General features: G+C 68.3%; 10 protein-coding genes. 9 read left to right on the forward strand and 1 reads right to left on the reverse strand.

Annotated features, from left to right (window positions below):
- Nucleotides 1–72: 72 nt before the first annotated feature.
- From AC5W54_RS03340 to acpS, 8 genes are all read left to right on the forward strand, one after another.
- The gene (locus AC5W54_RS03340) at nt 73–1,503 is read left to right on the forward strand and encodes a DegQ family serine endoprotease (protein ID WP_495960645.1); all 1,431 of its coding nucleotides are present in this window, start codon (nt 73–75) and stop codon (nt 1,501–1,503) included.
- Between the two features lie 165 nt (nt 1,504–1,668).
- Nucleotides 1,669–3,486 carry a translation elongation factor 4 gene (gene lepA, locus AC5W54_RS03345; protein ID WP_495960646.1) on the forward strand — a complete coding sequence of 606 codons (1,818 nt, stop codon included), beginning with the start codon at nt 1,669–1,671 and terminating at the stop codon, nt 3,484–3,486.
- Between the two features lie 14 nt (nt 3,487–3,500).
- Entirely contained in the window at nt 3,501–4,304 is an 804-nt protein-coding gene (gene lepB, locus AC5W54_RS03350; RefSeq protein WP_495960647.1) for a signal peptidase I, read from the forward strand.
- 98 nt (nt 4,305–4,402) lie between these two features.
- Nucleotides 4,403–5,092, forward strand: a complete 690-nt coding sequence (gene rnc, locus AC5W54_RS03355) for a ribonuclease III (protein WP_495960648.1) — start codon at nt 4,403–4,405, stop codon at nt 5,090–5,092.
- Nucleotides 5,089–5,988, forward strand: a complete 900-nt coding sequence (gene era, locus AC5W54_RS03360; protein ID WP_495960649.1) for a GTPase Era — start codon at nt 5,089–5,091, stop codon at nt 5,986–5,988. Before rnc ends, era begins: the two co-directional genes overlap by 4 nt.
- A 161-nt stretch (nt 5,989–6,149) precedes the next feature.
- Nucleotides 6,150–6,851 (forward strand): DNA repair protein RecO, encoded by a 702-nt coding sequence (gene recO, locus AC5W54_RS03365; protein WP_495960650.1) that lies wholly within the window; start codon nt 6,150–6,152, stop codon nt 6,849–6,851.
- 36 nt (nt 6,852–6,887) lie between these two features.
- Nucleotides 6,888–7,688 (forward strand): pyridoxine 5'-phosphate synthase, encoded by an 801-nt coding sequence (gene pdxJ / locus AC5W54_RS03370; RefSeq protein WP_495960651.1) that lies wholly within the window; start codon nt 6,888–6,890, stop codon nt 7,686–7,688.
- Nucleotides 7,685–8,062, forward strand: coding sequence for a holo-ACP synthase (gene acpS / locus AC5W54_RS03375; RefSeq protein WP_495960652.1), 378 nt, complete (start codon nt 7,685–7,687; stop codon nt 8,060–8,062). Before pdxJ ends, acpS begins: the two co-directional genes overlap by 4 nt.
- Here acpS and AC5W54_RS03380 read toward each other — a convergent pair.
- Nucleotides 8,002–10,731: an ATP-binding protein gene (locus tag AC5W54_RS03380; protein ID WP_495960653.1), complete on the reverse strand. Its 2,730-nt coding sequence runs from the start codon at nt 10,729–10,731 to the stop codon at nt 8,002–8,004. The genes acpS and AC5W54_RS03380 overlap by 61 nt on opposite strands.
- Nucleotides 10,732–10,847: 116 nt before the next feature.
- On the opposite strand from AC5W54_RS03380, the gene cysM reads away from it, so the two are divergent.
- Nucleotides 10,848–11,744 carry a cysteine synthase CysM gene (cysM, locus tag AC5W54_RS03385; RefSeq protein ID WP_495960654.1) on the forward strand — a complete coding sequence of 299 codons (897 nt, stop codon included), beginning with the start codon at nt 10,848–10,850 and terminating at the stop codon, nt 11,742–11,744.

Genomic DNA, 11,744 nt, shown 5'->3' on the forward strand with positions numbered 1-11,744 from the left:
CGCAGCGTCGGCCTGAGTCGGCAGTCGCCGAACCCACGAGTATGTCCCCTTGATCGTTCGCAGGAGCACTCCATGAAGCGCATGACTCGACATCTTTCCCTGTGGATGCTGCTGGCCGCGACCCTGCTGGCCTGGCAGTCGGCCATGGCACGCGAACTGCCGGACTTCACCGAGCTGGTGGAGCAGGCGGCCCCCGGGGTGGTCAACATCTCCACCAGCCGGGTGGAGCGGAGCCGTGAAGATCCCTTCGGGGGGTTGGGTGGCCAGGAGATCCCGGAGATCTTCCGTCACTTCTTCGGTGACCGCTTCCCGATGCCGCCGGGCGGTGGTGGTCAGGGGCGTCCCCAGGAGCGGGAGCGTCAGTCTCTGGGCTCCGGCTTCATCATCAGCGAGGACGGCTACATCCTGACCAATGCCCATGTGGTCCAGGGAGCCGACGAGATCCTGGTGCGACTCAACGACCGCCGAGAGCTTGCCGCCGAGCTGATCGGGGCCGACGAGCGCACCGACGTGGCCCTGCTCCGGGTGGATGCCGACGACCTGCCGGCCCTGACCCTGGGTGACTCCGATACCCTGAAGGTCGGTGCCTGGGTGGCCGCGATCGGTTCGCCGTTCGGTTTCGACTCCTCGGTGACGGCGGGCATCATCAGTGCCATCAACCGCACCCTGCCGCGGGACGCCTATGTCCCTTTCATCCAGACCGATGTGGCCATCAACCCGGGTAACTCCGGCGGACCGCTGTTCAACCTCGACGGCGAAGTGGTGGGCATCAACTCCCAGATTTTCACCCGCAGCGGCGGCTTCATGGGGCTCTCCTTCGCCATCCCCATCAACGTCGCCATGGACGTGGCCGACCAACTGCGCGACGACGGCCGTGTGAGCCGTGGCTGGCTCGGGGTGATGATCCAGCCGGTCTCCCGCGACCTGGCCGAGTCTTTTGGTATGGAGAGCCCCAGTGGCGCGCTGATCGCCGACCTGGACCCGGAAGGCCCCGCGGCCCGTGACGGCCTGCGGGCCGGTGACGTCATCCTCGAGGTGGATGGCGACGAGGTCGAACGCTCCAGCACCCTGCCGCGCCTGATCGGCCGGACGAGCCCCGGCAGCGAGGTGGAGCTGGTGCTGCTGCGCGATGGCGAGCAGCGCCGCCAGACCGTGACCGTGGGCGATTGGCCCGACGCCGAGGGCCGTGAGGTGGCTCGTACCGAGGAGAGCGACCGCCAGGCCCGGCTGGGGCTGGCCGTGGGCGAGCTCGAGGCCAGCGAGCGCGAGCGCCTCGGCATCGAGGGTGGCGTGCGGGTCCGTGAGCTCGACCCGAGCGGTGCGGCCGCCGCCGCCGGGATCCGTCCGGGTGACGTTTTGGTCAGCATCGATCACCAGGCCGTGGAGAGCCCCGAGCAGTTGCTCGAGGTGGTGGAGGCGCTGCCCGCCGATCGCGCCGTGCCGGTGCGTCTCTATCGCGATGGGCGGTCGTTGTTCGTCGCCCTGCGCCTCGCCGCCGACTGATACCATCGTCGGCAGGCTCTCCGGAAACCGCGACCCGACGGCCCGCGCCGTCGGGTCGCTGTTCCTGTCAGGCGCATCCCGCTACAATAGCGCCCATTCTCTTGCCCGCTCGCCGGCGTCACGACGCCCGGCCGTGGCCCGACACCAACCAGGCAGAAGCACTCGATGTCTCAAGACACCCCCTCCGATCAGCTCAAGCACATCCGCAACTTCTCGATCATCGCCCACATCGACCACGGCAAGTCGACCCTGGCCGACCGCCTGATCCAGAACTGCGGCGGCTTGAGCGAGCGCGAGCTCAAGGAGCAGGTGCTCGATTCCATGGACCTCGAGCGCGAGCGCGGCATCACCATCAAGGCCCAGTCGGTGACGCTCGACTACCACGCCCGGGACGGCAACACCTACCAGCTCAACTTCATCGACACTCCGGGGCACGTGGACTTCTCCTACGAGGTCTCCCGCTCGCTCTATGCCTGCGAGGGGGCGCTGCTGGTGGTGGATGCCGGCCAGGGTGTCGAGGCCCAGTCGGTGGCCAACTGCTACACCGCCATCGAGCAGGGGCTCGAGGTGCTGCCGGTGCTCAACAAGATGGACCTGCCCCAGGCCGACCCCGACAAGGTCGCCCACGAGATCGAGGAGATCATCGGCCTCGATGCCACCGATGCCTGCCGGGTCTCGGCCAAGAGCGGCCTGGGCATCGACGAGCTGCTCGAGCGCCTGGTGCGCGACATCCCGCCGCCCAAGGGGGATCCGGGGGCACCGCTGCAGGCGCTGATCATCGACTCCTGGTTCGACAACTACCTGGGGGTGGTGTCGCTGGTCCGGCTGTTCGACGGCACCCTGAAGAAGGGCGAGAAGATCCGTATCAAGTCCACCGGGCGGGACTGGCAGGCCAACGAAGTGGGCATCTTCACGCCGCTGCGCCGCGAGACCGGTATCCTGCGTGCCGGTGAGGTGGGGTTCATCGTCGCGGGCATCAAGGACATCCAGGGTGCCCCGGTGGGCGATACCATCACCCACGCCAAGACGCCCGACGTGCCGCGTCTGCCCGGCTTCCAGAAGGTCAAGCCACAGGTCTATGCCGGCATGTTCCCGGTCAGCGCCGACGACTACGAGGACTTCCGCGACGCCCTGGAGAAACTGGCGCTCAACGACGCCTCGCTGGAGTACGAGCCCGAGAACTCCGACGCCCTGGGCTTCGGGTTCCGGGTCGGCTTCCTCGGCACCTTGCACATGGAGATCATCCAGGAACGCCTCGAGCGCGAGTACGATCTGGACCTGCTCACCACCGCCCCCACCGTGGTCTACGAACTGGCCATGAAGAACGGGGAGGAGATGTACGTCGCCAACCCCTCCAAGCTGCCCGACATGGCCGACGTGGAGGAGATGCGCGAGCCCATCGTACGCGCCAGCATCCTGGTGCCTCAGGACTTCGTCGGCAACGTCATCACCGAGTGCGAACAGCGCCGTGGCACGCAGCGCGACATGCAGTTCCTCGGCAGCCAGATCCAGCTCACCTACGAGTTGCCGATGAGCGAAGTGGTGATGGACTTCTTCGATCGCCTGAAGTCCATCTCCAAGGGCTATGCCTCGCTGGAGTACAACTTCGAGCGCTTCCAGGCGGCCAAGCTGGTACGCCTCGACGTGCTGATCAACGGCGACAAGGTCGACGCCCTGGCGGTGATCATCCATCGCGATCATGCCCACGGCCGTGGGCGGATACTGGTCGAGAAGATGAAGGAACTGATTCCGCGTCAGATGTTCGATGTGGCCATCCAGGCCGCCATCGGCGGTCAGGTGGTGGCCCGCTCCACCGTCAAGGCGCTGCGCAAGAACGTGACCGCCAAGTGCTACGGCGGCGACGTCACCCGGAAGAAGAAACTGCTCGAGAAACAGAAGGCGGGCAAGAAGCGCATGAAGCAGGTCGGCCGGGTCGAGATACCCCAGGATGCCTTCCTCGCCGTGCTCAAGGTAAACGACTAGGAACGGATGACCGCATGGATTTCTCTCTTCTGCTGGTGGTGGCGGTCGCCGTCACCGGCCTGATCTGGCTGCTGGATGTGGTCTGGTGGCGACCGGCTCGCCGCCAGCGACTGGTGGCCGCCGAGGCGGGCACCACCGAAGGCCTCGGTGAGCGCGCCCGCGAGAAGGCGCTCAAGGAGCCGTGGCCGGTCGACTACTCCCGGTCGTTCTTTCCGGTGCTGCTGGTGGTATTGCTGCTGCGCAGTTTCGTGGTCGAGCCCTTCCAGATCCCCTCGGGCTCCATGCGCCCGACCCTGGAGGTGGGCGACTTCATCCTGGTCAACAAGTTCACCTACGGCCTGCGACTGCCGGTGACCCATGCCCGCATCCTCGAACTCGACATGCCGGAGCGTGGCGACGTCATGGTGTTCCGCTTTCCCAACGAGCCCTCGGTGAACTTCATCAAGCGGGTGGTGGGGCTGCCGGGCGACCGGGTGCGCTACGAGGGCAAGCAGCTCTATATCAATGGCGAGCCGGTCTCCAAGCGCCTGCTGGCGGAGACGGGGGGAGCGGCCCCCGGCGAGCTGCTGCTCGAGGAGCGCCTGGGCGAGATGGCCCACCGTATCTACAATAACCCTCGAGATCCGGGCCCGCAGATGCGCGAACTGGTGGTTCCCGAGGGCCACTACTTCACCATGGGCGACAATCGCGACCACTCCAACGACAGCCGCTACTGGGGCTTCGTCCCGGAAGAGAACATCGTGGGTCGTGCCTTTGCCGTGTGGATGCACTGGGACGGGGGACTACCCAGTTTCAGCAGCATACGCCGCATCCACTAGTCCAGGCCCAGAGCGGCCCGGGCACGGCGTCCCGGAGTGCCCGCCCCGGCTCGCTTTCCCGAACCTTTCCGCCCCGACATCGATCATTCAGGAGCTTCGTGAGCAACTCCCTCAACGCCTTCAGCCGACGCATCGGCCACGCCTTCGGCGACGCCGCCCTGCTGGAGCTGGCCATGACGCACCGCAGTTTCGGCGGCCAGAACAACGAACGCCTCGAGTTTCTCGGCGATTCGATCGTCAACTTCGTGATCGCCGAGGCGCTCTTCCAGCGCTTTCCCGAGGCCCGTGAAGGCCAGTTGTCGCGGCTGCGCGCCCGGCTGGTCAAGGGCCAGACCCTGGCCGAGCTGGCCCGGGAGATGGGCTTCGGCGAGCATCTGCGCCTGGGGTCCGGCGAAATGAAGAGCGGCGGCCACCGCCGCGAGTCGATCCTCGCCGACGCCGTCGAGGCGGTGATCGGCGCCATCTACCTGGACGCCGGGATGGATGTCGCCCGTACCCGGGTGCTCTCCTGGTATGCCGCACGGCTCGAGAGCATCAGCCTGCAGGATACCCAGAAGGATCCCAAGACCCGGCTGCAGGAGTTCCTGCAGTCGCGCCAGTCGCCGCTGCCGCGCTACGAGGTGGTCTCGGTGGAGGGCGAGGCCCACGCCCAGACCTTCACCGTGGAGTGCCATATCGAAATGCTCGACGAGCACACCACGGGGGTCGGTGCCAGCCGTCGCCACGCCGAGCAGCAGGCCGCCGGGAAGGCCCTGGAGCGGCTCGAGCCCAGAGGAGCACGCTCATGACCCGAACCTGTGGTTTCGTGGCCATCGTCGGTCGTCCCAATGTCGGCAAGTCGACCCTGATGAACCGCATCCTCGGCCAGAAGATCTCGATCACCTCGCGCCGCCCCCAGACGACCCGCCATCAGGTCATGGGCATCAAGACCGAGGGCGAGGCGCAGTTCGTCTATGTCGATACCCCGGGCATCCACATCATGGCGAAGGATCGCAACAAGGCGATCAACCGCTTCATGAACCAGGCGGCCACCCAGGCCCTGCGCGATGTCGACTGCGTGGTGTTCATCATCGACCGCACCCGCTGGTCCGACGAGGACCAGGTGGTGCTGCAGCGTCTCGAGCACGTCGAGGCCCCGGTGATTCTGGCGGTCAACAAGGTCGACCGCCTGCAGGACAAGACCAGCCTGCTGCCCTGGCTCGAGGAGGTCGGTGCGCGGCGCGAGTTCGCCGCGATCGTGCCGATCTCGGCCAAGCATGGCACCAACGTGCCGGAGCTGGAGGCCGAGGTAGCCAAGCACCTGCCCGAGAGCCTTCACTACTTCCCCGAGGACCAGGTTACCGACAAGAGCCAGCGCTTCCTCGTCGCCGAGCTGGTGCGCGAGAAGGTGATGCGCCAGCTCGGCGACGAGTTGCCCTACCAGATGACCGTGGAGATCGAGGAGTTCCGCGACGAGGGCCGGGTGGTGCATATCAGCGCCCTGATCCTGGTCGAGCGCACGGGGCAGAAGAAGATCCTCATCGGCGAGAGCGGCGAGCGCATCAAGAGCATCGGCCGCGAGGCGCGCCTCGACATGGAGCGTGCGCTCGATGCCAAGGTGATGCTCAACCTCTGGGTCAAGGTCAAGCGTGGCTGGTCCGACGACGAGCGGGCGCTGAAGAGCCTCGGGTACAACCTGGACTGATGGCGGCGTGTCCTCCAGGGGGGGGCGGCGCCTATGGGGTCAGACCCCAGCCGGGTCGCCATCGCTGCCCTGGTGCATCTTGCCTGCGGTATCGACACCGCCGGGGTCTGACCCCATAGGGGAACCTCGGCGCTTTCTGCATCGAACCTCACGGAAAGGCCATGCAGCCAGAGCCGGCATTTCTTCTCCATAAGCGCCCCTACCGCGAGACCAGTGCCCTGGTCGAGCTGCTGACCCTCGAGCACGGTCGGGTGCGAGCCGTGGCCCAGGGCGTGCAGCGGCCCGGTTCGCGAGCCCGTGCCCGGTTGCAGCCCTTTGCGCCGTTGCACGTCACCTGGTCCGGCACGGGGGACCTCAAGCGCCTGCGCCTGATGGAGAGCCACGGCGCGGCGGCACTGCTGGCCGGTGAGGGCTTGCTCTGCGGTCTGTATGCCAACGAGCTACTTACCCGGGTGCTGCCGGTTGAGTTTCCGGTGGCCGAGGTGTTCGCCTTCTATGCCGCGCTGCTCGAGGCGCTGCCGCGCCCGGAAGGGCGCGCCGCGGCGCTGCGTCGCCTGGAGCTGTCGCTGCTCGAGGCGCTGGACGCCGCGCCACGCTTCGCCGAACCCGATGGCCGTGGGCTGGACCCCCAGCGGCGTTATCGCTTCGATGTCGCGTCGCGCGCCTTCGCTCCCGGTGAGCCGGGCATCGACGGTCGCACCCTGCGGCTGCTTGCCGCCGGGGACTGGGGTGAGCCGGGGCTCGCAGGCCCGGCCAAGGCGGTGACCCGGGCGGCGCTGGCGCCACTGCTGGGCGCCAAACCGCTGCGCTCGCGGGAATTGATGCGCCAGCTTGCCGAGAGGCGCCGCACCGGCCCACACTAATATTCCCTTTCGCCCTACTGCTGCTGGAGAGAGCCCATGCACCCCCCGCGCATCCTGCTCGGCGTCAACATCGATCACATCGCTACCCTGCGTCAGGCTCGGGGCACCCGCTATCCGGACCCGGTGCAGGCCGCGCTGCTGGCCGAGGAGGCGGGTGCCGACGGCATCACCGTCCACCTGCGCGAGGACCATCGCCATATCCAGGAGCGCGATGTGCGCCTGCTGGCCGAGGTGCTCAACACGCGCATGAACCTGGAGATGGCGGTCACCGACGAAATGATCCGCCTCGCCGAGGAGGTGCGCCCGGCCCACGTCTGCCTGGTGCCGGAGAAGCGCGAGGAGCTGACCACCGAAGGCGGGCTCGACGTGACCGGCGGCTTCGACGCCGTTGCCGCCGCCTGTCGCCGCCTCGCCGATGCCGGCTGCGAGGTATCGCTGTTCATCGACCCGGAGCCGGCGCAGATCGAGGCGGCGGCGAACGCCGGGGCGCCGGTGATCGAGCTGCACACCGGTGCCTATGCCGAAGCCTCGGGTGAGCACGCCCGCCGTGAGCATGCCCGACTCTCCGCCGCAGCCGAGATGGCCGGCGAGCTGGGGCTGGTCGTCAACGCCGGCCACGGCCTGCACTACCACAATGTCGAGGCCATCGCAGCGATTCCCGGCATCCACGAGCTCAATATCGGCCACGCCATCATCGCCCGGGCCCTGTTCGTCGGCCTCAAGGAGGCGGTGGCCGAGATGAAGCGGCTGATGATCGCCGGCCAGGAAGCCGGCCTGCTGGCCGCCCTCGACGACCCTGATCACGAGCACGACGCGGCGGGTGGCTGCTGCCGATGATCATCGGGGTCGGCACCGACATCGCTCGGGTCGAGCGCTTCGAGCGGGCCCTGGCCCGCCACGGCGTGCGCTTTGCCCTGCGCCTGCTGGGCGAGACGGAACTGGAGCGTTTCCACGGGCATGGCCAGCCTGCGGCCTTCCTGGCCAAGCGCTTCGCCGCCAAGGAGGCCTTCGTCAAGGCGCTGGGTACCGGGCTGCGGCGCGGCATGCGCTGGACCGAGATCCAGGTGGTCAACGACGCCCTGGGGCGTCCCTCGCTGGTGCTGAGCGGCAAGGCCCACGAACTGGCCGGGGTCGCCGGGGTGCGCTCCATTCACCTGTCATTGACCGACGAGGCGGAACTGGCGGTGGCCTTCGTCGTGCTCGAGGCTTGATTCGCCTGCCAGTCGCGCAGCCCCGCCATGGCAGCGAAGAGGTCATCGAGCAGCGGGGTGACACCCTCGCGTCCACGTGAGCGCAGGCGCGTCTCCAGGGTCTCGGCGAGCAGTGCCAGACGCGGCGCCCCGCAGTAGCGGCAGGCGCCGTTGAGGGCGTGAATGGCATCCAGCAGCGCCTCGTCATCCTCCCGCGCCAGCGCCCCGCGGATCGCCGCCTCGCTCTCCGGCAGCGATGCCGCCAGGCGCGCCAGCAGCTCCCTGGCGAGGGCCTCGCGCCCCCCGGCGAGTCGCGTACCGAGGGTCAGGTCGACGATCGCCAGCTCGCCATCGTCGTCTCTCCATCCGCCGGCCGGGTCGCCGGCCCCCGGCAGCAGGGTGGGCAGGTCGAGGTGGCGCTGCAGCAGCTCTGTCAGTCTGTGGGTATCCAGCGGCTTGATCAGGACGTCGTCGAGGCCGCTGGCCAGCAGGTGCTGGCGCTCATCCTCCAGCACATGGGCGGTGACCGCGACGATGGGCAGGTGGCTCCAGGCCCCCTGCAGGCGACGCAGCACCCGGGTGGTCTCGGCGCCATCCATGCCCGGCATGCGGATGTCCATCAGTACCAGGTCGTAGCGCCGCTCCTGCGCCATGGCCAGGGCTTCCTCGCCACTCGCCGCGAGATCCACCTCGATCCCCGGGCGCTGGATCAGTTCGCGCAGCAGCAAGCGGTTGGACTCGGTGTCATCCACGGCCAGCAGGCGCAGCGGCACCGCCTGGGACGCGTCTTCGACGGGCGGCGGCGTGGCCGCCAGTCGCCCTCCCAACTGCCGCTGTATCGCCTCGACCAGGGCGACCCGGGAGAGGGGCTTGCTCAGCATCTCGCCGCCGTGGGACGGTACCAGCGGCGGCAGGTCCAGGGGACTGGTGTTGACCAGCAGCAGGGCGGGGCAAGCGAGGGCGTCGAGGCGGCGTTGCCAGCTCGCCACCCCATCGGCATCGAGGGACTGGTCGGGAATGCCCGCCACCAGTAAAGCGGGGGAGGTCTCGTCAGGCGCCAGCGGTGCGCCGTCGATCACGCGGGCCCCCCAGCGGTTGAGCAGATGATGGAGTGCCCGGCGAGTGGCGGGATGCGGCTCGTCGAGCAGTATCGCCTCGCCGGCCAGCAGCAGTTCGGGGGGGCGCTCGCGCTCCTCGTCGCCCTCCAGCGGCAGGGTGAAGGCGAAGCTCGAGCCCTGGCCGGGCTCGCTCTCCACGCCGATCTCGCCGCCCATCTGCTCGACCAGCTGCCGACAGATGGTCAGGCCCAGGCCGGTGCCGCCGAATTCGCGGGAGTGACTGGGGTTGGCCTGACGAAAGGCCTGGAACAGCCGCTGGCAGCTCTCGGTGGAGAGGCCGATACCGGTGTCGCTGACGCTGATTCTCAGGGTCACCCGGCCGGGCTCGGCCTGTTCCACCATGACCCGCACGATCACCTCGCCCCGTTCGGTGAACTTGATGGCGTTGTTGACCAGGTTGGTCAGCACCTGACGGATGCGCAACGGGTCGCCGCTCAGGGTGACGGGCACATCGTCATAGACCAGCCCGAGCAGTTGCAGGTCCTTCTGATGGGCCTGGGGCGCCTGCAGCGCCAGCACCTCGTCCACCAGCGCCACCATGTCCAGCGGAACGTGCTCGAGCTCCAGTCGGCCGGCCTCGAGCTTGGAGAAGTCGAGCACGTCGTTGACCAGCACCAGCAGGTTGTCGCAGGCGCGATGGACGTGGTCGAGCCATTCGCGTTGGCGCGGCTCGAGCCGCGAGCGGCCAAGCAGGCGACAGAAGCCGATGATGCCGTTGAGCGGCGTGCGGATCTCGTGGCTCATGTTGGCCAGGAACTCCGACTTGATGCGATTCGCCTCCAGTGCCCGGCGGTGGGCCATGTCCAGCTCGATGTTCTGGACCTCGATGGTCTCCATCGACTCCTGCAACTCGGCGGTGGTCTGTTCGATCTGGCGCTGCACCTCATCCCGGGCGCGGTCGAGATGGTCGGACAGGGCGTTGACGCGCTGGGCCAGCCCGGCCAGCTCCGGGGGCGACGCGACGGCCAGGGGCGGCGGGTTGTCACCGCGGGCCAAGCGTGCCAGGGCTCGGTCGGCGGCCTGTACCGGGGCAATCAGGCGGCGGCTGGTGGCATAGGCGACCAGCCACAGCAGCAATCCGATCACCAGCAGGCCCAGCCCGGCACTGGCCAGGCGTCGGTAGTGGTCCAGTGCCAGGGGCATGGCGTCGATATCGAGCTCCAGCCAGGCCGGGGCGAGGTGATCGGTGGGGGCGGTGTCGAGCGGGACCCGCAGGCGCCACAGGCGGCCATCGGCAGCCAGGCGGATCCCTTCCCCGCCGGTGGGGAAGGGGGCCTCGCGCAGCCGCCCGAGCTCGAGCCACGGCATCCCGGCGGCGTCGCGGACACCCACCGCGCGGACCTCCTCCAGGTCGAGCAGGCGCCCGGCCAGGGCTTCCAGGGCGGGGCGGTCATCCTCGGCGAGGGCGCTGCCCAGCTCCGGGGCGAGCAGGTCGGCGGCTGTGGCGAGACGCTCGTGCAGGGCCTGCCGGCGGTGTTCGGACTCCAGGTGGAGGGCGAGGCCGGCGAGGCCGGCGAGCAGCAGCAGTGGCAGGCCCAGCAGCAGCACGAACAGTCGGTTCTTGAGCGTCATAGGCGGGCTCTTGGGCGTTGATTCCAGAACAGTATGACACAGGGCACGCGGATGCCTGTCCACTCAGGGGCGGCCCGGATATAATGCCGAAAAGACGTTTCCACAAGGAAGGTTGCATGCATTTTCCGACCATCGAGGAGGTCATCGGCCATACGCCGCTGGTCCGCCTCAAGCGTATCGCCGCCGGGCGCAACAATACCCTGCTGGCCAAGCTGGAGGGCAACAACCCGGCCGGCTCGGTGAAGGACCGACCGGCGCTCTCCATGCTCGAGCAGGCCGAAGCGCGCGGTGAGATCGTCCCCGGTGACACCCTCGTCGAGGCCACGTCCGGCAACACCGGTATCGCACTGGCCATGGCCGCCGCCATCAAGGGCTACCGGATGGTGCTGATCATGCCCGAGAGCGCCTCCGACGAGCGCAAGCAGGCCATGGCGGCGTTCGGCGCGCAGTTGATCAGCGTCAGCAAGGAGGGCGGCATGGAGGAGGCGCGCGACCTCGCCGAGGCGATGGTCGCCCGGGGGGATGGCAAGCCGCTGAACCAGTTCGCCAATCCCGACAATCCCCTCGCCCACTATCGCGGCACCGGTCCGGAGATCTGGGAGCAGACCGGTGGCACCATCACCCACTTCGTCAGCTCCATGGGGACTACCGGCACCATCATGGGGGTGTCGAAGTACCTCAAGGAGCGCAGCCCCGAGGTGCAGATCGTCGGCCTGCAGCCCGAGGACGGTGCCAGCATCGCCGGCATCCGCCGCTGGCCGGCAGAGTACCTGCCCAGCATCTTCGATGCCTCACGGGTCGATCGGGTGCTCGACATCGGCCAGTACGAGGCCGAGGAGCACATGCGGCGCCTGGCCCGCGAGGAGGGCATCCTGGCCGGTGTCTCCTCGGGCGGGGCGCTGGCCGGTGCCTTGCGGCTAGCCGCCGAGGTCGAGAATGCCGTGATCGTGTTCGTCGTCTGTGACCGGGGAGACCGCTACCTCTCCACCGGTCTCTTCGCCCCGGGGCTCTGA

The sequence above is a fragment of the Halomonas sp. LMYGS-3 genome (assembly GCF_059509875.1).

Excerpts from the sequence above, each read along its gene's own strand:
- AC5W54_RS03340 (WP_495960645.1), top strand. The coding sequence starts at position 73 with ATGAAGCGCATGACTCGACATCTTTCCCTGTGGATGCTGCTGGCCGCG.
- lepA (WP_495960646.1), top strand. The coding sequence starts at position 1,669 with ATGTCTCAAGACACCCCCTCCGATCAGCTCAAGCACATCCGCAACTTC.
- lepB (WP_495960647.1), top strand. The coding sequence starts at position 3,501 with ATGGATTTCTCTCTTCTGCTGGTGGTGGCGGTCGCCGTCACCGGCCTG.
- era (WP_495960649.1), top strand. The coding sequence starts at position 5,089 with ATGACCCGAACCTGTGGTTTCGTGGCCATCGTCGGTCGTCCCAATGTC.
- recO (WP_495960650.1), top strand. The coding sequence starts at position 6,150 with ATGCAGCCAGAGCCGGCATTTCTTCTCCATAAGCGCCCCTACCGCGAG.
- pdxJ (WP_495960651.1), top strand. The coding sequence starts at position 6,888 with ATGCACCCCCCGCGCATCCTGCTCGGCGTCAACATCGATCACATCGCT.
- acpS (WP_495960652.1), top strand. The coding sequence starts at position 7,685 with ATGATCATCGGGGTCGGCACCGACATCGCTCGGGTCGAGCGCTTCGAG.
- AC5W54_RS03380 (WP_495960653.1), bottom strand. The coding sequence starts at position 10,731 with ATGACGCTCAAGAACCGACTGTTCGTGCTGCTGCTGGGCCTGCCACTG.
- cysM (WP_495960654.1), top strand. The coding sequence starts at position 10,848 with ATGCATTTTCCGACCATCGAGGAGGTCATCGGCCATACGCCGCTGGTC.